The sequence below is a fragment of the Microbacterium sp. NPDC055502 genome, assembly GCF_053643635.1.
Map to the genome: position 1 here is coordinate 295,809 of NZ_JBSHKJ010000001.1, position 22,441 is coordinate 318,249.

Sequence of the window (22,441 nt, forward strand, 5' to 3'; positions counted from 1 at the left end):
CGCGCTGACCCGACGATCGCCGACTCCCCGGCAGACCCCGCCCTCCGGGTGCGACCCGTTCGCGCCACCCCGGGCCCCGGTGTCAGTGCACCCCCGCACTCGACAGGAGACACCCCGTGTCATACCCCACCACCGTTCACCCCTCGGTCGTGCTCGACCGCCTCACCTACACGTGGCCCGACGGCTCGGTCGCACTCGACGGCGTGTCCGGAGCCTTCGGGTCCGGGCGCACCGGCCTGGTCGGACGCAACGGCGCCGGCAAGTCCACCCTGCTGCGCCTGATCGCCGGCGAGCTCACCCCCACGTCCGGATCCGTCTCCACCTCCGGCGAGGTGGCGTACCTGCCGCAGCAGTTGACGCTCGACGTCGACCGCCGCGTGGCGGAGCTGCTCGGCGTCTCCACCGCGCTCGACGCGGTGCGCGCCATCACCGCGGGCGACGTCGATCCCGCGCACTTCGACGCGGTCGGCGACGACTGGGACATCGAGGCGCGCGCGGAGGCCTCCCTTGCGGAGGCCGGACTCGCCCCCGCGTTCCTCGACCGCACCGTGGGCGAGCTGTCGGGCGGCGAAGCCGTCCTCGTCGCGATCGCCGGGATCCGCCTGCGGCGCGCGCCGATCACGCTCCTGGACGAGCCGACCAACAACCTCGACCGCGACGCCAGGGCGACGCTCGGCGCGATGGTGCAGGCGTGGAAGGGCACGCTCATCGTGGTCAGCCACGACCTGTCGTTGCTCGAGCTGATGGACGACACCGCCGAGCTCTACGGGCAGACGTTGAGCGTGTTCGGCGGGCCGTACTCCGAGTGGCGCGCGTGGCTGGACGCCGAGCAGGACGCGGCGCGGCAGGCCGAGGTCGCCGCGGCGCAGGCGCTGCGCAAGGAGAAGCGGCAGCGCATCGAGGCGGAGGTCAAGCTCGCCCACCGCGCCCGCACCGCCAAGAAGGCCGAGGTCGAGAAGCGCGTGCCGAAGATCATCGCGCATGGCAGGAAGATGGCCGCTGAGGTGTCGGCAGGCAAGCTGCGCACCGAGGTCGGGGCGAAGGAGGAGGCGGCCCGCGCCGCGCACGACGAGGCCGGGCGCCGGATCCGCTCGGACGACACCATGAAGATCGAGCTCCCCGACCCGCAGGTCTCCCGCGCGCGCCGCATCGCCGAGCTCGGCGACGGCGAGCGCTCCTGGATCGTGCAGGGCCCCGAGCGCGTGGCACTGATCGGTCGCAACGGCGCCGGCAAGACCACCCTGCTCGAACGGCTCGTCGCCAGCGGTGTTCGCGACACAGGAGATCGGGACCCCATCGCAGCGGCTCCACCCGGTGTGGCCGATTCCGGGCCTGACCTCCCGAGGGACGACCGGCCGGAGTTGCGGGCGGAGGCGTTCACCGACCGGATCGGCTACCTTCCGCAGCGCGTGGACGGCCTCGACGAGGGCGCGTCGGTGTTCGACAACATCGCCCGCCGGGCCCCGCACGTGCCGGAGAAGGAGCTGCGCAACCGCCTGGCCCGGTTCCTCCTCCGTGGAGCGACCGTCGAGCGCCCGGTCGCGGCGCTGTCCGGGGGCGAGCGGTTCCGCGTGGCGCTGGCGAGACTCCTCCTGGCGGACCCGGCGCCCCACCTGGTGGTGCTGGACGAGCCGACCAACAACCTCGACCTGGACACGGTCGATCAGCTGGTCGAGGCGCTGCGCACCTATCGCGGCGCCGTGCTCATCGTCAGCCACGATGATGCGTTCCTGCGGCGACTCGACCTCGACCTCACCCTCGAGATCGACGCGGAGGGTGCGCTGCAGGAGACGGCGCTCCCGCCGTCGTGAACGCCCGGGTCCCGCGGCGTCGTCCGGCGGCGCGGGACCCGCACGCGACTCAGACCGACACCGCCAGAGGCAGGGCGACGACGGCGTAGAGGATGCCGAGCAGAAGGGTGTGCACGACGCAGAAGCCCACGGCCTCGGTCACTCGTCCCGGCGCCGCGAAGTGCGCGACGAGCAGCCGCGCGAACCTCATCGGGCGCGCGAGGTCCCACGAGTTGAAGCGGATGTGACGGCCGAGATAGATGCCGAACGACACGAGCACGAGAACGGCGGCGACCACCAGCCAAGAGTCCGCACGGGTGAAGGGGGCGGCGTCGTCCTCGTACCAGATCGCCACCACGAGCATCTGGACCACGAAAACGTTGACGAGCGCGTTCAACACCCCGGACATCGCCAGTGCCAGGGTCGCGACGATGTCGAACCACAGCGGCACCACCTCGCCCTCGCGGCGGTGCGTGAAGTTGAGCTCCGTGATCAGGTAGGCCGAGTTCGGCAGGAGCAGTAGCCACACCACGGCCCCGATCACCAGGATGATCCAGGGGACGGGCGACGAGGCGCGGGCATCGACGGCGACCTCGATGGCGAGGGTGGCCGCCAGAACCAGGGCCGGCGCGGCAGACAGCGCCAGGTTCAGCACCATAGGCCGATACAGCGGAACGCGATACACCGGCGCGCGCAGCAGGACCAGGGCGAGCGCATACAGGTTCAGGGCGACCACCCCCGCCCCCATCAGCAGGACCGCCGTCACGGCGTCGGCGTGGGGGTCGGGACGGCGTGCGAATCGTCGTGCTGCATGTCATCGGGACGAGCGGTCCCCGCCGCGGGCTTCTTCGCCGCCTTCGCCGCCTCCCGGGCGGCATCGGCCGCGGCCTTCGCGGCTGCGTCGGCGGCCTGTGCCTCGTCGAGGTGCGCCTGGGCGATCGCCCCCGTGACGACCGCCGCATAGATGTCGCCGCCCGCGGGTTGCGGATGGATGCCGTCGCCGGCGAGGTCGTCAGGGTAGGGCGTGATGGCACCGTCCCAGTCGGCGACCGTGACGTTCGGATACGCGGCGGCGAAGTCGGCGAGCGTCGCGTTGCCGCCCGGGATCCAGCTGCGCTGCGCGTGCGCGTTCACGAACACCAGGGTGCGGTCCGGGCCGACGATCCCGAGGATGTCGGCGAGCAGGTCGGGATCGACGCCGCCGTTGGTCGCCAGCCCCACGACGACCGTCGGACGCAGGGCACCGTCGTTCGCGAGCGACGACAGGATGCCCGTGGCCGGCCACATGCTGCGCGAGACCTGGGCGTCGATGGCGATGCCGGGCAGCGCGTTCTGCAATTCGGGCGCGGCGGCGAGCATGACCGAGTCGCCGACCGCCGTGATGTCGGTGCCGAGGATGGGCGGCGGCGTCGCCGCGGTGCTGGTCGGCGAGGGCGAGGGCGAGGGCGAGGGACCGGAGTCGGCGCCGGAACCCGTCTGCGGCGACGCGGCCGGGGCGGAGGCGGCGTGGGCGATCGCCTCGCGGCCGCGCTCGACGAGGGCCTCGGCCGCCGAGGCGTCGTCATGGCCGATCGCGATGCCCGCGCTCGCGACCGCCAGCACCCCGACCACGAGCGCCGGCAGCACGACGTGTCGACGGGGAAGCGGCGGATGCACGCGCAGGCCGCGCCGAAAGGGTGTCTCGACGAAGGCGTAGGAGAGCGCGGCGACGAGGATGGACAGCGCCGCCGTCACGACCGCGACGAGCAGTGGCTGCGCCGCGAGCGAGGTGGCCCCCAGGATCAGCAGCAGCGGCCAGTGCCACAGGTAGACCGCGTACGAGCGCTCGCCCAGCCAGGACAGCGGGGCCGCATCCAGCACACGGCCGAGCGGCGGCACCGTCGCCGCCGACCAGATCAGGCCGAGAGCGGCGAGGCTGGCCAGCGCGAGGCCGCCGTGCGCGGCAGCGGGAGATGCGTCCGACAGCACCACGGCGAGCGCGACCAGCACGCCGAGCGAGGCGACGCCGAGAGCCGTCCGCGCCACGGCCTGCCGACCGGTGGCCATGCGCACCTCTCCCGCTCCCATCCCGACGGCGAGAGCGACGCCCAGCAGCAGTCCGAACGCGTGGGTGTCGGTGCCGAAGTAGGCGCGGGTCGGCGATCCCAGCGGCGGCGCCGACAGCAGCACCATCGCCCCCGCTGACAGCACGGCCAGCACGAGGGCGAGGACGACGACGGTGCGGCGACGCCAGCGCACGACCACCAGCAGCAGGACCAGCAGCAACGGCCAGATCAGGTAGAACTGCTCCTCGACCGCCAGCGACCACAGGTTGGTGAACAGGTCGGGCTGGTCGGCTTGGAAGTAGTCGCCGTCCGCGGCGATCGCCAGCCAGTTCGAGCTGAACGTGAGAGCGCCGATCAACTGACGCCGGATGCCCGACAGCAGGTGCGGAGCGACCAGGAAGGCGAGCGGGATGCAGACGGCCAGCACGAGCGCGAGTGCCGGCAGGATGCGTCGGGCGCGCCGCGCCCAGAACGCGCCGAGCGACACCCGGCCGGTGCGCGCGCGTTCGCGCAGCAGGAGTCGGGTGACGATGAAGCCGCTCACGACGAAGAAGACGTCGACGCCGATCAATCCGCCGGGCACCGCAGCGGGGAGGAGGTGGTAGCCGAGGACGGCGACGACGGCCAGGGCGCGCAGTCCGGTCAGCCCGGAGACGCGAGAGGAGGGGGACGCCGAGGCGGCGGAGGAGGAGGCGAGGAGAGGCATGAGGATGTCACTTCGATTCGGACGGTAACACGCTAGACGTTACCCGGTATTCCTGAGTGCGCCCCTGTCGCGCCGGGGCGAGCGCCCGTCGGCCCCAATGTCGGCGGCGTCCACGAAGATGGGGGGATGAGCGATGTGCTCGAACGCTTCACGCCCGCCACCCAGGACTGGTTCCGCGGCGCCTTCACCGCGCCCACTCCCGCTCAGGCGGGGGCGTGGGAGGCGATCTCGGCGGGCAAGCACGCGCTCGTGGTCGCGCCGACGGGCTCCGGCAAGACGCTGTCGGCGTTCCTCTGGGCGATCGACAGCGTGTTCCGCGAGCGCGCCGAGGCGCCCGTGGACGCAGACTCCGGGCGCACGCGCATCCTCTACATCTCCCCGCTGAAGGCGCTGGGTGTCGACGTCGAGCGCAACCTGCGGTCCCCGCTGATCGGGATCGGGCAGTCCGCGCGGCGACTGGGGCTCGCCGCCCCCGCGGTCACGGTCGGGGTGCGCTCGGGCGACACCACCTCCAGCGACCGGCGCAAGCTCGTGTCCGACCCGCCCGACATCCTCATCACCACACCCGAGTCGCTGTACCTGATGCTCACCAGCCGCGCCGGGGAGACCCTGCGCGACGTGCACACCGTGATCATCGACGAGGTGCACGCCGTGGCAGCCACCAAGCGTGGCGCGCATCTGGCGGTCAGCCTGGAACGCCTCGACGCGCTGCGGGCCGCGCACGGCAACGAGAAGCCGGCGCAGCGGATCGGGCTGTCCGCCACCGTGCGACCCCTCGACGAGGTCGCGCGGTTCCTCGGCGGAGCCGACCCGGTCGAGATCGTGGCCCCGCCGGCGTCCAAGACGTTCGAGCTGGGCGTGGTCGTGCCGATGGACGACATGACCAACCCGCCGCCGCCCCCCGGTGCGCCGCCCGAGGCACCGGGGATCGACGCGGAATACACCGAGGTGACCGGTTCGGTGTGGCCGCACGTGGAGGAGGCGATCGTCGACCGCATCCTCCAGAACAACTCGACGATCGTGTTCGCGAACTCCCGCCGCCTCGCGGAGCGGCTGACGGGACGCCTCAACGAGATCTACTCCGAGCGGATCGGGGTCGCGCTTCCCGACGCGTCCGTGCCCGCGGCGATGATGGCGCAGGCGGGGGCGACCGCGGGAGCGGATCCGGTGCTCGCGAAAGCCCATCACGGTTCGGTGTCGAAGGAGCAGCGGGCGCAGGTCGAGGAGGAGCTGAAGTCGGGCGTGCTGCGCTGCGTCGTCGCGACCAGCAGCCTGGAGCTGGGCATCGACATGGGCGCGGTCGACCTGGTGATCCAGGTCGAGGCTCCGCCGTCCGCCGCGTCCGGGCTCCAGCGCGTCGGGCGCGCCGGGCACCAGGTGGGCGAGATCAGTCGCGCCGCCCTGTTCCCCAAGCACCGCGGCGACGTGCTGCACACGGCGATCGTCACGGAGCGCATGCTCGCCGGCAAGATCGAGGCCATCCAGGTGCCGCGCAACCCGCTCGACATCCTCGCGCAGCAGACCGTGGCGGCGAGCGCCCTCGGCGCCATCAGCGTCGAGGAGTGGTTCGAGACCGTGCGGCGGTCCGCGCCGTTCCAGTCCCTTCCGCGCTCGGCGTACGAGGCCACGCTCGACCTGCTCGCCGGCCGCTTCCCCTCGGACGAGTTCGCCGAGCTGCGGCCGCGTCTGGTGTGGGATCGCGACGCGGGCACCCTGACCGGTCGCCCCGGGGCGCAGCGCATCGCGGTGACCAGCGGCGGCACGATCCCCGACCGCGGGCTGTTCGGGGTGTTCGTCGCGGGCGAGTCGACCGGGGCGCGGGTCGGAGAGCTCGACGAGGAGATGGTGTACGAGTCGCGCGTGGGCGACGTGTTCACGCTCGGCACCACGAGCTGGCGCATCGCCGAGATCACCCACGACCGCGTGAACGTGATCCCCGCGTACGGCCAGCCGGGCAAGGTGCCGTTCTGGCACGGTGACGGGATCGGCCGGCCGTACGAGCTCGGTGAGGCCCTCGGCGCGTTCTCCCGCGAGGTGTCGTCCGCCTCACCGGAGAAGGCGCAGCAGCGGCTGATCGAGGCCGGGCTCGACGAGCAGGCGCGCGCCAATCTGATGGCGCACCTGACCGAGCAGCGCGAGGCGACGGGCACCCTGCCGACCGACCGCACCCTCACGGTCGAACGCGGTCACGACGAGGTCGGCGACTGGCGCGTGATCCTCCATTCCCCGTACGGCATGAAGGTGCACGCGCCCTGGGCCCTCGCGATCAACGCGCGGGTGCGCGAGCGGCTGGGCGTCGAGGGCTCCGCCGTGGCGAGCGACGACGGCATCATCGTGCGCATCCCCGACGCCGAGGCCGAGCCGCCCGGCGCCGAGCTGTTCGTGTTCGACCCCGACGAGCTGGAGCAGCTGGTCACGCAGGAGGTGGGGGGTTCGGCGCTGTTCGCCTCCCGGTTCCGCGAGTGCGCGGCGCGGGCGCTGCTCATGCCCCGCACGAACCCCAACCGGCGCACGCCCCTGTGGCAGCAGCGGCAGCGGTCGGCGCAGCTGCTCGAGGTCGCCCGCCGGCACCCCACGTTCCCGGTGATCCTGGAGACGCTGCGCGAGGTGCTGCAGGACGTGTACGACCTGCCGTCCCTGCGCAAGCTCGCGACGGCGATCGGCGACCGCCGCGTCCGGCTCGTGGAGACCCAGCCCGGCCAGCCCTCCCCCTACGCCCGCGACCTGCTGTTCGGGTATGTCGGCGCGTTCATGTACGAGGGCGACTCGCCGCTGGCCGAACGCCGGGCGGCCGCCCTCTCCGTCGACCCCGCACTGCTGGGCGAGCTGCTGGGCACGGTGGAGCTGCGCGAGCTGCTCGACCCCGACGTGATCGCGCAGTTCGAGCGCGAGGCACAGCGCCTCGACCCCGAGCGGCGGGTGCGCGGTCTGGAGGGCGTGGCCGACCTGCTGCGCATGCTGGGCCCGCTCGACGCCGACGAGGTGTCGGCGCGACTCGACCCCGACTCGACCGCCGGTGCCAGCGCCGCGACGCTGCTGGACGAGCTGATCGGCGCCCGCCGTGCCATCCCGGTCACCGTGGCCGGTGTCGCCAGGGTGGCCGCGATCGAAGACGCCGGTCGGCTGCGCGACGCCCTCGGCGCGGCCCTGCCCACGGGGATCCCGGTCGCGTTCCTCGAGCCGGTCGCCGATCCCCTGGGCGACCTGGTGGCGCGGTACGCCCGGACGCACGGGCCCTTCACGACCACGGCGGTCGCGACCCGGTTCGGTCTCGGCGCCGCGGTCGCCCGGCACACGCTGCAGCGCCTGGAGACGAACGGTCGTCTGACCAGCGGCTACTTCCTGCCGACCGCGGCAGGCAGCGGCGACGACCTCGAGTGGTGCGACACCGAGGTCCTGCGACGGCTGCGCATGCGCTCGCTCGCAGCAATCCGCGGCTCCGTCGAGCCGGTGTCGCCGGAGGCCTACGCGCGATTCCTGCCCGACTGGCAGCACCTCGGTCGGCCGCTGGAGGGCATCGACGGCGTGCTCACCGTGATCGAGCAGTTCGCGGGTGTGCCGATCCCCGCGAGCGCGTGGGAGTCGCTCGTGCTGCCGTCGCGGGTGCGCGACTACTCCCCCGCGATGCTCGACGAGCTCACGGCCGCGGGCGAGGTGATCTGGTCGGGCCACGGCACGCTTCCGGGCCGCGACGGCTGGGTGTCGCTGCACCCCGTCGACCTCGCCCCGTTCACGCTTCCCGAGCCCGACGCCGAGATCGCCGCAGACTCCCTGGAGGCCCGGCTGCTCGACGCCCTCGCCGCGGGCGGCGCCTACTTCGCGGCGCAGCTGAAGGACATGACCGGAGCCGAGAACGAGCAGTCGGTGCTCGAGGCGCTGTGGGCCCTGACCTGGTCGGGGCACGTGACGAACGACACGTTCGCGCCCATCCGCTCGCTGCTCGCGGGCGGGTCGCAGGCGCACAAGGTGAAGCGGCGTGCCCCCCGCGCGCGCACCTACCGCGGGATGTCGCTCACGCGCACGGCACCACGGCCGACCTCGATCGGCGGACGCTGGTCTCTGCTGCCGGCGATCGAGACGGATGCCGCGCGACGCGCCACCGTGACCGCCGGGCTCCTGCTCGACCGCTACGGCGTGGTGACCCGCGGCGCGGTGCAGGCGGAGGGCGTGCCCGGCGGTTTCGCCCAGGCGTACCGCGTGCTGGCGGGCTTCGAGGAGGCGGGACACTGCCGGCGCGGTTATGTGATCGAGAAGCTCGGCGCCGCGCAGTTCGCGGCCTCGGCGACGGTCGACCGGCTGCGCACCTACGCGGGGCTCGCGGATCCGCCGCCCCGCACGGCTGTGACCCTCGCGGCCACCGACCCCGCGAACCCCTATGGCGCCGCGCTCGGCTGGCCGAAGCTCGACGGCGTGTCGCACCGGCCCGGGCGCAAGGCGGGCGGTCTCGTGGTGCTGGTCGACGGCGCGCTGGTGCTGTCGCTCGAGCGCGGCGGGCGCACGGTGCTGTGCTTCACCGACGACCCCGAGGTGCTGCGCGCCGCGACCGCCGACCTCGCGGCGACCGCCCGCGACCGCCGCCTCGACACCCTCACGGTGGAGAAGGTCAACGGCGAGGGCGTCTACGGCACCGAGCTCGCGGCCGCCCTGCAGGAGGCCGGGTTCGTGCAGACGCCGCGGGGGTTCACGCTCCGCAAGGCCGTCTGAGCACTCCCGCGCGCTCGTCGCCGCCACCCCGCCCGCCCGACACCTACCCTGGAGCCATGGTCAGAGAGTTCAGCGCCGGCGTCCGCACCCTGTTCCGCGGCTTCGGTGTGTGGCGCACGCGCCCGGGGCTCATGGCGCTCGGGCTGATCCCCGCGGTGATCGCCGTGATCGTGCTGGCCGCCGCGATCATCCCGCTCATCATCGGGATGCCGTCGATCTCGTCCTGGCTGACGCCGTTCGCCGACCGGTGGGACGAGCCCTGGCGCGGTCTGCTGCGCACGGCCGTCGGTCTCGTGGTGGTCGCGGCCGCCCTGGCCCTGGCCAGCTCGGTGTTCAGCGCCCTCACCCTCACGATCGGCGACCCGTTCTACCAGCGCATCTGGCACGCGGTCGAGGTCGACCTCGGCCACCCGCCCGCGACGGACGGCGGCGGGTTCTGGACCACCGTCGGCGAGGGCCTGCGGCTGGTGGTCCTCGGCATCCTGATCGCGCTGCTCGTGCTGGTGCTCGGCCTGATCCCGGCGGTCGGCGGCGCCCTGGCCCCGGTGATGGGCGTGATCCTGACCGGACGGCTGCTGGCGCGCGAGCTGACCGGGCGCGCGTTCGATGCGCGTGAGCTCAGCCCGTCCGACCGCGCTGTCCTGTTCTCCGGCAGCAGGGCGCGCGTGCTGGGCTTCGGCGTCGCGACGCAGCTGTGCTTCCTGATCCCCGGCGGCGCGATCGCGGTGATGCCCGCTGCGGTCGCCGGGAGCACGATGCTCGCCCGCGACATGATGACCCGCCGGCCCCTGCCCGCGGCGACCGCCCCGTCCGACGCCGCCGTTCCGCCCGCCGTGACGCCGCCCTCACCGGACGGGAGGCGCTGATGCCCGAGGGCGACACCGTCTTCCGCACCGCACGGCGTCTCGACGAGGCACTGGCGGGTGCCGAGGTCACGCGCTTCGACCTGCGCGTGCCCCGCTTCGCGACGGTCGATCTGACCGGACAGCGCGTGCACGCGGCGGTGCCGCGCGGCAAGCATCTGCTGCTGCGCATCGGTGACAGCACGCTGCATTCCCATCTGCGCATGGACGGCGCCTGGTTCGTGTACCGCGCCGGCGAGAGGTGGCGGCACCCGGCCTTCAAGGTGCGCGCGATCGTGGGCACCGCCGAGCGTGAGGCCGTCGGCGTGGACATCGCGGAGGTCGAGGTCGTCCCCACCCGCGACGAGGGTGAGCTGGTGGGCTACCTCGGACCGGATCCGCTGGCCGCGGACTGGGATGCGGCCGAGGCCGTGCGACGACTCGGTGCCGACACCCGCAGCATCCACGTGGCGCTGCTCGACCAGCGAAACGTGGCCGGGTTCGGGAACGAGTACGCCGCGGAACTCCTGTTCCTGCGCGGAATCCTCCCGACGACGCCGACGGCGGACGTCGACGTGGCCGCGCTGCTCGACCTGGGTGTGCGCACCATCCGCGCGAACCGCGACCGCCGCCACCGCACCTTCACCGGCATCGATCGTCCGGGCCAGGGGACATGGGTGTACGGACGTGCCGGACGCCCGTGCCGCCGCTGCGGCACCCTCATCCGGCGGGGCGAGCAGGGCGCCGATCCCACCCGCGAGCGCATCACGTTCTGGTGCCCGCGCTGCCAGCGCTGAGCCGCATCCATCCGGGGGAATGAAAACACCCCGCCCGTGGTTGTTGATATATCCGGAGAACTCCGGAACACGGGAGGAATCGTGGGCAAGAACTACGTCGACATCGAGAACGACCACGGGGCGACGCTGCGGTACCGCAAGCACGCCAACGGTCGGGGTCTCGTCGCGCACGGCGCGAAGGTGCACCCCAAGGCACACATCGAGGCGGGCGCCTACATCGAACCCGGCGCGCGCGTCGGGGCGGGAGCCATCATCGCGCGCGGGGCGTGGATCGACGAAGACGCCGTGATCGGCGAAGGCGCGTACATCGACGCGCACGCGCACGTGGGACCGGGGGCGGCGGTGGGCGACCACGCGCACGTCGGCGTCCGCACCGACATCGGACCCGGCGCCCGCATCGTGCCCGGCGCCCGCATCGGCGACGACGAGACGGTCGCCGCCGGCCTCACGGTCGCCACAGATCAGAAGGGCCTCTGGCTGGCCGCCTGACCGCGACTCGGGCAGGGCCGGGCCGCACCGGGCATCACCGTCCGGCGGCCGGTCACTCGCCGTCGGACGAGGATCGCCGACCCGTCATCACGAGGTCGAACGTGCTGCTGTTCGTGCCCAGGTAGTTCACGTGGACGGAGGCGGCCACGACGTTCTCGCCGTCGTGCAGCAGGCCTCGCGGCACGGTGAAGGTCACAGGGTCGTCCGTGGCGTTGTCGGTCGAACGGCCGACGTCCGCGAACGTCTCACTCGTGGGCTTCTTCGACGCGAGGTGCGAGGTGCCGATCAGGGTGCCGTTGACCCAGACTGCGACGCCGTCATCGGCCCTCGTGCTCACCGTCACCGTCGACAGCTCCTCGACGTCATCCAGATCCACCGTCTGCCGGAACAACATGGCACGCGCACGGTTCTCCGGCGGCGGACCGAGGTCGATCGGCGTCTGCACGCCCTTGCCCCACCCGAGCGGGGCCGTGCCGGATTGCCAGTCGTCGTCGTCGAACGCCGCGCTCTTCCACCCGCGCGGCCACGCGCCGAGCTCGTTCCACACCTTCCAGTCCGACCCGCCGCGCAACAGCACCCGGTCGTCCGTCGGCGTGAGGTCGAGCGGGAGCGCGAAGCGGCCGTCGTCGTCCTTCTCGTACTGCCGCAGCGTGGGCGAGTACGTGTGGGCATCGACCGTGCCCGCGGCCGGGTCGACGGTGTAGTACCGCAGCCACCCGTCGCCGCCGTTGGCGCGGCCCTGGTAGTTCGACAGGATCTGCGGCACGGGGCGCCCGCACGCGTTGAGGTCGCTGCGCCGCGCCTCGCCCGCGTCTCCCACCGCCCAGTGCCCGTTGACCACCATCGCGATGGAGCAGTTCTGCGAGATGAAGTCCCGCCACAGGTCGACCTCGGTCACCGGGGTCACGTCGGTGCGCTCGGTGGCGGTCGACCGCGCGCCGCCCGTGGTGATGAGACCGTGGACGGCCAGGATCACCGTCCGGTCGGGGTGCGCGTCGATCACGCGCTGCGCCCACTCCAGTGCGTACGCGGGCGTCTCGTACTCGAGGCTGAGCAGCAGCAGCTTCGTGTCGCCCACGGTCAGCAGGCTGTAGTTGTCCTTGTTCTGGCGGTCGATGCCGTCCGGTCCGAACCGGTCCTGGCCGAGGTACCCGCCGTACGACACCGTCGCGCTGTTCCAGGTCGCATCGGCGTAGCGGCTCGGCGGGAAGTACTCGTCGTACGTGCTCGACTCGCCCGTCGTCACGTCGAGGTCGTGGTTGCCCGGCAGCACGGAGCTGGGCACCCCGGCGTCGTCGAGGATCGCCATCGCGCGGCTCGCGCGCTCCCACTGGTGCACGTCGGGCCAGGAGTCGACGAGGTCGCCCACCTGGATCACGAACTTCGTGTTGAGCTGCTCACGGGTGTCGACGATCCACTGCGTCTGCGCGTTCAGGCTCTGCGCGAGCTCGTCCGAGACGGTGTACTTCTGCGTGTCGGGCAGCACCACGATCGTGAAGGGCTCCGGGCGCTCGCGCTCGTCGTTCCCGGCGCTCGTGATCGCCGCCGGGGAGGCCAGCACGAGTCCCCCGAGCACGGCGAGCACCCCGCCGAGCACCCGCACACCGCGGCTCCTGCGCATCGCAGAGCGCATCTCCCCACCCCCGTTCGCCGTCGATCCCCACGATCGACCGCCCGCCCTCTCCGTCCCACAGCGGAGGTGCATCCAGGGTCACAGGTCGGACGCCGAATGCACAACGGGCAGTATGACAGGGTCACGCCCGATCAGAGCAGTCGGCGCTCCGACGCCCACGCCGTGAGCTCGTGCCGGGACGACAGCTGGAGCTTGCGCAGCACCGACGACACGTGCGTCTCGACCGTCTTGATGGAGATGAACAGCGCGGCGGCCACCTCCTTGTAGGCGTAGCCGCGGGCGATCAGCCGCATGACCTCCTGCTCGCGCGCCGACAGCCGATCGAGCTCGTCGGTCGCGGTGGCCGTCTCCCCGGCGACCGCGCCGAAGGCATCGAGCACGAACCCGGCGAGGCGCGGCGAGAACACCGCGTCGCCCTCCGCGACCGCGTGCACGGCCGCGCTCACCTCGCCGCCCGACGAGCCCTTCGTGATGTAGCCGCGGGCCCCGGCACGGATCACCCGCACCACATCGGCGGCGGCATCCGACACGCTCAGCGCGAGGAACCGCGTGCTCGACGGCAGCGATCCGCGGATCACCGCCTCTCCCCCGGTCGCGTCGTCGCCCGCACCACCGGGAAGGTGCACGTCGAGCAGCACCACGTCGGGCTGCGTCTCGGCGATCACCGCGACCGCGGATGGCACGTCCGCCGCCTCGCCCACCACGGTCACGCTCGCGTCGAGGTCGGCGCGCAGCCCGGAGCGGAAGATCGAGTGGTCGTCGACGATCACGACGCGGATGCTGTCAGCCACGGGTCTCCTGTCCGAGCGGGGTGCGGTCCTGCGCGGGAACCGCCGGCAGGGTGAGGTGCACCTCGGTGCCGCCGTCGTCGCTGCGCACCGCGCCCGACCCGCCCACCCTGCGCATGCGGCCGATGATCGACTGGCGCACGCCCAGGCGGTCGCCGGGCACGTCGTCGAGGCGGAAGCCGCTGCCGCGGTCGCGCACGTACACGTCGACACCCCGCGCGCTGCCCTCGATGTACACCGCGACCTCGCCGCCCGCATGCCGTGCCGCGTTCAGCATCGCCTCGCGGGCGGCCGCCGCCAGCTCCCCGCTCGCCCGCTCCGCGGACAGCCCGGCCGACACCACCTCGATGCGCACCGGGTGGTCGAGCTCGAGCGCGGCAGCGTAGTCGCGCAGGTCGGTGGACAGGTCGCTGTCGGCCGGGGCGTCGCCGTCGTACAGCCAGGCGCGCAGCTCGCGCTCCTGCGCGCGGGCGAGCCGGGCGGCCTCGCTCGATGCGCCGGCGCGGTTCTGGATGAGCGCGAGCGTCTGCAGCACGGAGTCGTGCAGGTGCGCCGCCATCACGCTGCGCTGCTCCTCCCTGATGCGCCGGATGCGCTCGCCCGCCAGCTCGCGCCACCGCGGGATCAGGGCCGACGCGACCACCGCGATCAGCCCGCCGAGCGGCAGCAGCGCCAGGGCCACCCCGGAGCGGGCGATGGGCCACGACAGCAGCAGCAGCGAGACGAGCCCGAGAAGCAGCACGGCGAGGATCCGCACCCACACGGTATGCCGGGGGCCGCGGGCCGTGTCGGTGCGGTCGATCAGCGTGGCCCAGAGCCCGGCGGCGGTGGCCCCGAGGGCGGTGCCGCCGACGACCACGGCGGCGACCGAGGGCGGGATCGACCCGTCGAGCGCCTCGCTCCCACCCCGCCACACCACGATCACGAGGGCGCCCACCGCGGCCGGGGCGAGCAGCAGCCACGCGACGGGAACGCGACGGGTGGGCGCGGCCTCCCCCTCCGCCCACGGCATGAAGGCCCAGCACCACGCATACAGCAGCACGCCGGCGCCGCCACACAGCGTGAGCGCGAGGAACAGCGCCCTGACCATCCACGCGCGCACACCCAGGTGGCGCGCGAGCCCGGCGCTCACCCCGGCGACCAGGCAGTCGCGGTCGCGCGCCAACGGCGGCCGCGTCGACACGGGGACGCGACCGGCGGGCGCGGGGGCGGACGCCGAGGAGGACATACCGTCATCCAATCATCCGTCGCGCCGTCCGGGGGCTCCCCGGACGCGGAACCAGGGTCCGCTCAGGGGTTCCCCCGATGGTCGGCCGGCCGCGGCGGACGGCAGGATCGAAGCATGACGATTCCGACCGCTCCCCCGCCGCCCGCCGATCCCGACACCCCGGTCGACGGCGCCGCGCCCTCCGGACGCACCGCTCCCCGCGGCGCCGAGCGCTTCCTGCTGTGGGTCGCCGGTCTCGGGGTCGCGCGCTCCGACGGGTGGCTCGGCGGCGTCGCGGCCGGCATCGCCGCACGGCTGCGCATCGACCCGCTGATCGTGCGCGGGGTGCTCGTGGTGGCCGCGCTGTTCGGACTGCCGGTGATCTTCCTCTACGCCGTCGCCTGGGCGCTGCTGCCCGACACCGACGGCCGTGTGCACCTGCGCGACCTGCTGGAGCGCCGGTACGAGCCGGTGCAGCTGGGCATCCTCGCGATGGCGATCGTCGGCCTCCTGCCCACCGCACCGCTCACCGGGCGGCTGTTCGGGCTGGGCTACGAGAGCTGGTCGGCGCTGTCCCTCTTCAGCTGGATCGTGGGCCTGGTGCTCGCGGCCGGCCTGCTCTTCCTGATCGTGCGCGCTGCGAGCCGCACCCCGGGCGCTTCCGCGCCGGACCTGCCGATGGCTTCCGCAGGTCAGGCGGCCCCGGGCGCGTCCGCCCCCCTCGCGGGTTCGGGTCCCGCCGAGGGGGCGGACGCCACCTCCGTCCCGCCGTCGACGCTCGACTCCGCGGCGGCGACCCCCGCGGACACCGTGCCGCTCGCCGACACCGGCCTCCTCCCGCCCGCCCCTCCCGCGCCCCTGCCGCCCGGAGCGAACGACCCCGCCGCGCTGGAGGCGTGGCGCGCGCAGCACGCGGCCTGGAAGGAGCAGGACCAGGCGTGGCGGCGCCAGCAGCAGGATGCGGAGCGTGCCGCCAGGGATCAGCTGCGACGGGAGCGCCAGGCCGAGGCCGCGGTGTTCGCCGCGGAGGCCGCCGAGCGACGACGCGTCCGCCGGGCGTCGAACCCGCGTGCCGGTTTCGCCGCGGTGATGGCCGCGCTCGGACTCGCGATCGTTGTCGGTGCGGGCGTGGGGCTCGCGGTGGGCGAGGGCCTGGGCGGAGCGCTCGGGCTGCTGTCGGCCGCGCTCGTGCTCGCGGTGTCGATGATCGTCGCCGGGGCACTCCGGCGCCGCAGCGGCTTCCTCGCGTTCGCGACCATCGCGACGCTCGTCGGCGGCCTCGTCGCGGGCGGCGTCGCGGCGGTGCCCGGCACCACGCTGGGGTACGCGTCGATCTCGAACAACCAGCCCGCACAGGTGCGTCAGCCGTTCGGCGACCTGTACGTGCAGCTGCACGCGCACGACGACGGACCGCGGCCCATGCTGATCGACAAGGGCTCCGGTCGCACCGAGATCTTCGTGGACGAGGGAGTGCGCCTGGCGCTGCGCGGCACGGTCGGCGACGACGTCGAGGTGAGCTGGATCCGCGTCGACCCCGAGGCCGGCCGCATCACCGACAGCGGCACCTGGCCCCTCACGCGCGACGACGGCACCTGGACCGTGTCGGAGGACATCACGTCCGGCTCCGGTTCGCCGACCACCGTGCAACCCGTCACCATCCACCAGACCAGCGGCGTCATCGCCATCACGGTCCAGGAATCACCGGAGGACGACCGATGAGCACGGACACGATCACCACCCCGCGCACCCGCTGGGCCGCCGTCATCTGGGGCGTGGTGCTGGCCGCGATCGCCGGGGCCGCCCTGTGGGTGCTCGCCGACGACGACCGCCGCGCCGCCCTCGCCGACGGAGTGGGCACCCTCACGCCCGCCACCATCCTCACCGTGGTGCTGCTGAGCGCCGGTGCGCTGCTGCTGGTGGGCGGAGCCGCCGGGCTCGTGCGGCGGGGCCAACGCCGGCGGACGGAGGGCGTCGCGGCGTTCGCCCCCGATGCGGCCGAGGCGCCGGTCGCGCACACCGCCGAGTAGCCTGGACGGCATGGCGCACCAGGGACGACGACCCGCGAAGGGTTCCGGCAAGGGCACGCCCCCGCGCCGGAACCGGGCCGTCCCCGGTGCGCGTCCGCGCCCCGGGGCGTCGAAGAAGGCCCCGGCGCCCGCGACCCGCAAGGTCGTGTTCGACGCCGCACCCGCCGCGGCGGACGAGCCGCGCACGTTCCGGCTGGGCGCCGTGCCCGGTGCCACTCCCGGCACCTGGATCGACCGGTGGAAGCAGCGCCTCCCCGACGTGCCGCTCGAGCTCGTCCCGATCGAGGTCGCCGCGCAGCGCTCGGCTCTCGACGACCTCGACGCCGCCCTCGTCCGCCTGCCGCTCGACGACGCGTCGTTGCACGTGATCCCGCTGTACGACGAGGTGCCCGTGGTCGTGGCCGCCGCGGACTCCCACCTGATGGCCGCGGACGAGCTCACCCCGGACGACCTGGACGGCGAGGTGCTCATCGCGCTGAGCGACGACGTGTGGGGCGGCCTCGCGCTCCCCGGGACGACGGCCGCGCGGTTCGCACCCCTCGCCACGTCCGACGCGATCGCCACCGCCGCCTCGGGCGTGGGCGTGGTGATCGTGCCGATGTCGCTCGCACGCCTGCACCACCGCAAGGACGCCGACCACCGCGTGCTGGCGGGCGGCCCCGTGTCGACCGTCGCGCTGGCCTGGCGCCGCGACCGGACGACGCCCGACGTCGAGGCGTTCGTCGGGATCGTGCGCGGACGCACCGCGAACTCGTCCCGCTGAGCGCGTCGGCGCCGTCCCGGCCCCTCGTTAGAATCTCCTGATGGCCTCGCTCCTCTATGTCTGCGTGCGTCCCGAGGTCGGGGCGGCCGACGCCGAGCACGCCTCCTTCCGCCGGGCGCTCGGCGTCGACGTGGTCGACCGGCTCGACCTCCTGCATGAGCCGCTGAGCCCCGCGCATCTGGAGCGCTACCGGGGCATCGTGATCGGGGGATCGCCGTTCAACGTGAGCGACCGGGTGAAGAGCCCGACGCAGCAGCGCGTGGAGGCCGATCTGGAGACGATCGCGCACGCCGCGACCGCGGCCACCGTGGCGGCGTTCTTCACGTGCTTCAGCATCGGCGTGCTCACGCGGATGCGGGGCGGCGAGGTGGTCACGACCATGCCGGAGCCGGCGAGCGCGACCGTGATCCGCACGACGGCGGAGGGCGACGCCGACCCCGTGTTCGGGCCCAGCGGGCCCGCGCTCACGGTGTTCACCGCGCACAAGGAGAGCGCCGCGGCCGTGCCTCCGGGCGCGGTGCTGCTCGCCACGAACGACGCCTGCCCCGTGCAGGCCTACCGGGTGGGGTCGCACCTGTACGCGGCGCAGTTCCACCCGGAGCCCACGCCGCGCGACTTCGCCGACCGGATGACGTTCTACCGCACCACGGGCTACTTCGACCCCGAGCGGTTCGACGCCGTGCAGCGGGAGGTGCTCGCGGCGTCGGTCACCGAGGGGGCCGCGCTGCTGCGACGCTTCGCGGAGACCTTCGCCTGAGCCGTCACCGCGCCCTCACGCGGTGGCGCCCCCGCGCAGCAGCTCGATCCGCTCGCGGAGATACGACTCCAGGGGCATGAAGCCGCCCGCGGTGCTCCACCGCACCGATGGCACCCCGTCGACGAGGGCGAGCGGGCCCGAGGAGCCGCCCGCGTCCACCCCGGCGACGTCGATCACGCTCCAGCCCACGTGCACCACCTCGCCCTCCCGGAAGCCACCGCGCAGAGCCTCCGCTCGGCGCTCGGCGCGCGCCCGTGCCGACTCGGCCGTGTAGCCGCGGCGTCCGGGGTCGGCCGCCCGCAGCACCTCGGCGGTGGCGAGGGCGTGCGTGTCGGTGAGCAGCAGCACGCCCAGATGCCAGGCGTCCCCCACGCGCACGATGCGGCGGCCGCGCCAGCGCGACTCCCGTTCCTCGCCGAGCCCCTCGCGCGGCACCCCGGCGAGCGCGGCCACCGCGTCGGTCAGCAGGGCGGAGGCGGAGGTCACAGCTCCCCCTGCCTCGTGCGGTCGGCGAGGGCGGGCCCGACCACCGGAGCGCGGTCGCCGCGGAGGGTCATGCCGATCAGCGGGTACAGCAGCACGGACAGCATGCCGGCACCGACGAGCGCCGCGGCCGTGCCCGTGTCGAGCATGTCCTGATCCACGCCGATGCCGGTGACGGCCACGATGATGGGCAGACCGGTCGCGGCGAGCAGGCCCAGGGCGGTACGGTCGCGCAGGCCCGCTCCCGCCGGCGCGGACAGTTGTGCGGCCGACCCGCGGAACACCAGCAGCGCGACCAGGAACACCGGCACCAGCGCCAGTGCCGTCGGCGAGGAGCGCAGCGCGTCGAGGTCGAACGTGACGCCGGTGTAGAGGAAGAAGATCGGCACGAGGAAGCCGAACGCGATCGCCTCGATCTTGCTCTCCACCTCTTCGGCGTCCTTCTTCGGGGCCCGCGCCATGATGATCCGCCAGATCGCGCCGGCGACGAACGCCCCCAGCAGCATGTCGAGGTCGAGCATCACGCTGAGTCCGACCAGGGCGGCGATCAGCAGGATCACGAACCGCACCCCGAACTGGTCGGAGGTGTGCAGCGTCGCCCGCACGATGCCGTGCAGTCGCCCGTGCGGCATGCGGTGGGCGATCAGAACGGCGAGTCCGGCGAGCACCACGAAGGTCAGCAGGACCGCGGTCGCCAGGGGCGTGGTCCTGGTGCTGAGGAACAGGGAGATGGCGATCAGCGGCAGGAACTCCCCGACCGCCCCGATCGTGCTGATCGCCCGGCCGAACGGGGTGTCCAGCTCCCGCGCATCGCGGAGGATCGGCATGAGGGTGCCGAGGGCGGTGGAGCTGAGGGCGATCCCGATGACGACCATGCCCTCCCCCGGCGCGAAGAAGAACCCGAGCCCGATCCCGAGCAGCACGCTGAGCAGCCACCCGAGCGACGCCCGGGCGAGCGGCTTCCCGGCGACCGTGCGGAAGTCGATCTCGGAGCCCGCGACGAAGAACAGCACGGCCAGGCCGAAGTCGCTCAGCTTCTCCAGCAGCGGACCCGGCTCGACCCAGCCGAGCACGGCGGGGCCGACGAGGATCCCCAGCACGAGCTCGAACACGATGATCGGCACGCGCACGAGCGGCCGGACGCCCCGGGCGAGCAGAGGGGCGGCGACCGCCAGCAGGGGGATCAGCACCAGGCCGACGTCGCTCGCGTCCACGGTCTCAGGGTAGCGACGCCCCCGGCGATTCGCTCCCCGCCCGCGCGACACGGCAGAATCGAGGCACACCCTGGAGGAGCCCCCATGAGCCAGCCCGATACCGCCCGCCTGCTGATCGCCTGCGACGACCAACCCGGCATCGTCGCCGCGGTCGCCGGTGTGCTCGCGCGGCACGGTGCGAACATCATCTCGCTCGACCAGCACTCCACCGACTCCGAGGGCGGACGCTTCTTCCAGCGCACCGTCATCCACCTCCCCGGTCTGGCCGCCGCGCGCCCCGCCCTCGAGGCCGACATCGCCGACGTCGCGGAGCGCTTCGGCATGGAGTGGTCGCTGCACGACGTGTCCCGGCGCAAGCGCGTCGCGATCTTCGTGTCGAAGTACGACCACTGCCTCATGGAGCTGCTGTGGCGCACGCAGCGCGGGCAGCTCGACATCGACATCACCATGGTCGTGTCGAACCATCCCGACCTCGCCGAGGCCGTGCGCTCGTTCGGCGTGCCGTTCGTGCACATCCCCTCGGGCGACAAGCAGGCCATGGAGGAGCGACAGCTCGAACTGCTGCAGGGCAACGTCGACCTGGTCGTGCTCGCCCGCTACATGCAGATCCTCACGGACGACTTCATCACGCGCCTCGAAGCCCCCGTCATCAACATCCACCACTCGTTCCTGCCCGCGTTCATCGGCGCCAACCCGTACGCCAGGGCCAAGGAGCGCGGCGTGAAGCTGATCGGCGCGACCGCGCACTACGCCACGGCCGACCTCGACGAGGGGCCGATCATCGAGCAGGACGTCACGCGGGTGACGCACTCCGAGTCCGCCGCCGAGCTGCAGAGCCGGGGCGCCGACGTCGAGCGCCTCGTGCTCGCGCGCGCCGTGCAGTGGCACGCCGAGGACCGCGTGATCGTGCACGGCCGCTCGACCGTCATCCTCTGACCCGCTTCACTCCCCCGGGAGCCCGGCGAGCACGTCGACGGCGAGACCGTGGGACGCCGCGGTGGGGAGTGACGGTCGTACCTTCATGCCGAGTCCTATAGGAGCGGCATACAACGACTGAAGTCGGCCGCCCAGTATCACGTTACAGGTGATATGCCTGTAGGCCGAAGACCCTACATACAGTTTTTGGCTCCCGTCTAAGAATGGGAACGGAGAGTCGACCTGGCCTCCGTATCAGAAATGGGGACGAAACGATGAGGACAAAGAGAACGACGAGACTGGCGATCTATGCTGCGCTTCTCTCCGGTGCGCTCGTGGCATCCGGAGTCACGGCGGCCAGCGCGGAGGAACGTGATCCTGTAGCGGATGCCATCGCACAAGCGCCGCTGAACGCACAGGTCATCAACGATCAGCACGAGTCGGCTTCGGTCGACTTGAGCACAGGGGAGGGCGCCCTGGTGGCGGAGAACGCACACCATCAGGAAGCGAGCATTTCGTACGACCTCGACTCGGGACCGTCGCTCACGCTCACAGCTCAGGACAGCAGAAGTTCAGACGGCGCGGATACCACCGCGCAGGTGCTCTCCGATGGGAGCGCGCGGCTTCTGACGGTATTCACTGACGCTGATTCGAATCTCGTGTCCAAGTACGCTACCGAGATTCCGGAAGGGTGGGCTGCTCAGAAGCGTTCAGATGGAGGCTACGACATCGTTCCCGGCCCTGTTCTCCGTGACGCTCTGGGGAAGCACGGACTCAGCGGCGAATTCGTTCTGGCAACAATCGACGCTCCCTGGGCCGTCGATGCCAACGGCGCGGAAGTTGCAACGTCCTTCGAGCTCGTCGGGAACCAACTCCTGCAGAGAATCAAACCGGACGCGAACACCGCTTTCCCCGTGACCGCTGATCCTCGCGTCGTTGGCCACGGTTACTACTTCTCGATCTATTACAACAAGTCCGAAACCCGAAGCATGCGAGACACAGGCGCCGTCGTCGGGTTCATTCTCGCCGCGGGTGCAGCGATCGCAGCGCTGCCTGGCGGGGTAGCTGTCAGCGCCGTGCTGTACACGGTTGGTGCGGGCGCAGTTGCGGCGATCGCGACCGTGGCAGGCAACGCGTCCGGCGAAGGTCGCTGCCTCAAGCTCGACGTCCCGTCGTTCATTCCCACGAGCGTGAAGTGTTAGGTTTGCCCGCATGCTCTGGGTGATGATGTCTGCGATGTTCTTCTTGGTGGTGTTCTTCGCCATCGCGAGCAGGTCACAT

18 protein-coding genes are annotated in these 22,441 nt (G+C 72.7%); 11 read left to right on the forward strand and 7 right to left on the reverse strand.

All coding sequences use genetic code 11. The features are described from left to right. The first annotated feature begins 116 nt into the window (after window positions 1-116). Window positions 117-1,811 (forward strand): ABC-F family ATP-binding cassette domain-containing protein, encoded by a 1,695-nt coding sequence (locus ACWH95_RS01555; protein WP_454120027.1) that lies wholly within the window; start codon window positions 117-119, stop codon window positions 1,809-1,811. A gap of 49 nt (window positions 1,812-1,860) precedes the next feature. On the opposite strand, the gene ACWH95_RS01560 is transcribed toward ACWH95_RS01555, so the two are convergent. Continuing rightward, window positions 1,861-2,556: a DUF1361 domain-containing protein gene (locus ACWH95_RS01560; RefSeq protein WP_136033136.1), complete on the reverse strand. Its 696-nt coding sequence runs from the start codon at window positions 2,554-2,556 to the stop codon at window positions 1,861-1,863. After that, a complete protein-coding gene (locus tag ACWH95_RS01565; protein WP_454120029.1) occupies window positions 2,553-4,541 on the reverse strand; it encodes an acyltransferase family protein in 1,989 nt (662 codons plus the stop codon). Before ACWH95_RS01565 ends, ACWH95_RS01560 begins: the two co-directional genes overlap by 4 nt. A gap of 126 nt (window positions 4,542-4,667) precedes the next feature. Between ACWH95_RS01565 and ACWH95_RS01570 the strand changes: the two genes are divergently transcribed. The 4 genes from ACWH95_RS01570 to ACWH95_RS01585 all read left to right on the forward strand — a co-directional run bounded on the left by ACWH95_RS01570 (window position 4,668) and on the right by ACWH95_RS01585 (window position 11,373). After that, window positions 4,668-9,245 (forward strand): ATP-dependent helicase, encoded by a 4,578-nt coding sequence (locus tag ACWH95_RS01570; protein ID WP_454120030.1) that lies wholly within the window; start codon window positions 4,668-4,670, stop codon window positions 9,243-9,245. Between the two features lie 56 nt (window positions 9,246-9,301). Continuing rightward, a complete protein-coding gene (locus ACWH95_RS01575) occupies window positions 9,302-10,111 on the forward strand; it encodes an EI24 domain-containing protein (protein WP_454120031.1) in 810 nt (269 codons plus the stop codon). Beyond that, window positions 10,111-10,884: a DNA-formamidopyrimidine glycosylase family protein gene (locus ACWH95_RS01580; protein WP_136033144.1), complete on the forward strand. Its 774-nt coding sequence runs from the start codon at window positions 10,111-10,113 to the stop codon at window positions 10,882-10,884. Before ACWH95_RS01575 ends, ACWH95_RS01580 begins: the two co-directional genes overlap by 1 nt. 81 nt (window positions 10,885-10,965) lie before the next feature. Beyond that, a complete protein-coding gene (locus tag ACWH95_RS01585) occupies window positions 10,966-11,373 on the forward strand; it encodes a DapH/DapD/GlmU-related protein (RefSeq protein ID WP_136033147.1) in 408 nt (135 codons plus the stop codon). A gap of 52 nt (window positions 11,374-11,425) precedes the next feature. Here the strand turns inward: ACWH95_RS01585 and ACWH95_RS01590 are convergent, their stop codons facing one another. The 3 genes from ACWH95_RS01590 to ACWH95_RS01600 all read right to left on the reverse strand — a co-directional run bounded on the left by ACWH95_RS01590 (window position 11,426) and on the right by ACWH95_RS01600 (window position 15,022). Next, the gene (locus ACWH95_RS01590) at window positions 11,426-12,994 is read right to left on the reverse strand and encodes a metallophosphoesterase (protein WP_454120032.1); all 1,569 of its coding nucleotides are present in this window, start codon (window positions 12,992-12,994) and stop codon (window positions 11,426-11,428) included. A 143-nt stretch (window positions 12,995-13,137) separates the two neighbouring features. Next, window positions 13,138-13,797, reverse strand: coding sequence for a LuxR C-terminal-related transcriptional regulator (locus ACWH95_RS01595; RefSeq protein ID WP_136033150.1), 660 nt, complete (start codon window positions 13,795-13,797; stop codon window positions 13,138-13,140). Beyond that, the gene (locus ACWH95_RS01600; protein WP_136033152.1) at window positions 13,790-15,022 is read right to left on the reverse strand and encodes an ATP-binding protein; all 1,233 of its coding nucleotides are present in this window, start codon (window positions 15,020-15,022) and stop codon (window positions 13,790-13,792) included. Before ACWH95_RS01600 ends, ACWH95_RS01595 begins: the two co-directional genes overlap by 8 nt. Window positions 15,023-15,136: 114 nt before the next feature. Here ACWH95_RS01600 and ACWH95_RS01605 point away from each other — a divergent pair, with 114 nt between their 5' ends. The 4 genes from ACWH95_RS01605 to ACWH95_RS01620 are packed head-to-tail and all read left to right on the forward strand — an operon-like array spanning window position 15,137 to window position 18,548. Beyond that, a complete protein-coding gene (locus ACWH95_RS01605) occupies window positions 15,137-16,720 on the forward strand; it encodes a PspC domain-containing protein (RefSeq protein WP_136033154.1) in 1,584 nt (527 codons plus the stop codon). Beyond that, on the forward strand, window positions 16,717-17,028 hold the full coding sequence (locus ACWH95_RS01610; RefSeq protein ID WP_136033156.1) for a hypothetical protein: 312 nt from the start codon (window positions 16,717-16,719) through the stop codon (window positions 17,026-17,028). Before ACWH95_RS01605 ends, ACWH95_RS01610 begins: the two co-directional genes overlap by 4 nt. Window positions 17,029-17,038: 10 nt before the next feature. Then, window positions 17,039-17,791 (forward strand): LysR family substrate-binding domain-containing protein, encoded by a 753-nt coding sequence (locus ACWH95_RS01615; RefSeq protein ID WP_136033158.1) that lies wholly within the window; start codon window positions 17,039-17,041, stop codon window positions 17,789-17,791. A gap of 40 nt (window positions 17,792-17,831) precedes the next feature. After that, entirely contained in the window at window positions 17,832-18,548 is a 717-nt protein-coding gene (locus ACWH95_RS01620) for a glutamine amidotransferase-related protein (RefSeq protein ID WP_136033159.1), read from the forward strand. Window positions 18,549-18,563: 15 nt separating this feature from the next. Here ACWH95_RS01620 and ACWH95_RS01625 read toward each other — a convergent pair whose 3' ends face one another. Then, window positions 18,564-19,034, reverse strand: a complete 471-nt coding sequence (locus tag ACWH95_RS01625) for a glutaminase (protein WP_136033161.1) — start codon at window positions 19,032-19,034, stop codon at window positions 18,564-18,566. Further along, window positions 19,031-20,245, reverse strand: a complete 1,215-nt coding sequence (locus ACWH95_RS01630) for a cation:proton antiporter (RefSeq protein ID WP_136037329.1) — start codon at window positions 20,243-20,245, stop codon at window positions 19,031-19,033. Before ACWH95_RS01630 ends, ACWH95_RS01625 begins: the two co-directional genes overlap by 4 nt. Window positions 20,246-20,329: 84 nt before the next feature. Here ACWH95_RS01630 and purU point away from each other — a divergent pair, with 84 nt between their 5' ends. Together purU and ACWH95_RS01640 are read left to right on the forward strand one after the other, a co-directional pair. Then, window positions 20,330-21,181: a formyltetrahydrofolate deformylase gene (gene purU / locus ACWH95_RS01635; protein WP_136037330.1), complete on the forward strand. Its 852-nt coding sequence runs from the start codon at window positions 20,330-20,332 to the stop codon at window positions 21,179-21,181. Window positions 21,182-21,435: 254 nt separating this feature from the next. Then, window positions 21,436-22,362, forward strand: a complete 927-nt coding sequence (locus tag ACWH95_RS01640; protein WP_454120033.1) for a hypothetical protein — start codon at window positions 21,436-21,438, stop codon at window positions 22,360-22,362. Window positions 22,363-22,441 lie beyond the last annotated feature (79 nt).

Excerpts from the sequence above, each read along its gene's own strand:
- ACWH95_RS01615 (WP_136033158.1), top strand. The coding sequence starts at position 17,039 with ATGGCGCACCAGGGACGACGACCCGCGAAGGGTTCCGGCAAGGGCACG.
- purU (WP_136037330.1), top strand. The coding sequence starts at position 20,330 with ATGAGCCAGCCCGATACCGCCCGCCTGCTGATCGCCTGCGACGACCAA.
- ACWH95_RS01580 (WP_136033144.1), top strand. The coding sequence starts at position 10,111 with ATGCCCGAGGGCGACACCGTCTTCCGCACCGCACGGCGTCTCGACGAG.
- ACWH95_RS01620 (WP_136033159.1), top strand. The coding sequence starts at position 17,832 with ATGGCCTCGCTCCTCTATGTCTGCGTGCGTCCCGAGGTCGGGGCGGCC.
- ACWH95_RS01610 (WP_136033156.1), top strand. The coding sequence starts at position 16,717 with ATGAGCACGGACACGATCACCACCCCGCGCACCCGCTGGGCCGCCGTC.
- ACWH95_RS01570 (WP_454120030.1), top strand. The coding sequence starts at position 4,668 with ATGAGCGATGTGCTCGAACGCTTCACGCCCGCCACCCAGGACTGGTTC.
- ACWH95_RS01565 (WP_454120029.1), bottom strand. The coding sequence starts at position 4,541 with ATGCCTCTCCTCGCCTCCTCCTCCGCCGCCTCGGCGTCCCCCTCCTCT.
- ACWH95_RS01605 (WP_136033154.1), top strand. The coding sequence starts at position 15,137 with ATGACGATTCCGACCGCTCCCCCGCCGCCCGCCGATCCCGACACCCCG.
- ACWH95_RS01575 (WP_454120031.1), top strand. The coding sequence starts at position 9,302 with ATGGTCAGAGAGTTCAGCGCCGGCGTCCGCACCCTGTTCCGCGGCTTC.
- ACWH95_RS01640 (WP_454120033.1), top strand. The coding sequence starts at position 21,436 with ATGAGGACAAAGAGAACGACGAGACTGGCGATCTATGCTGCGCTTCTC.
- ACWH95_RS01600 (WP_136033152.1), bottom strand. The coding sequence starts at position 15,022 with ATGTCCTCCTCGGCGTCCGCCCCCGCGCCCGCCGGTCGCGTCCCCGTG.
- ACWH95_RS01590 (WP_454120032.1), bottom strand. The coding sequence starts at position 12,994 with ATGCGCAGGAGCCGCGGTGTGCGGGTGCTCGGCGGGGTGCTCGCCGTG.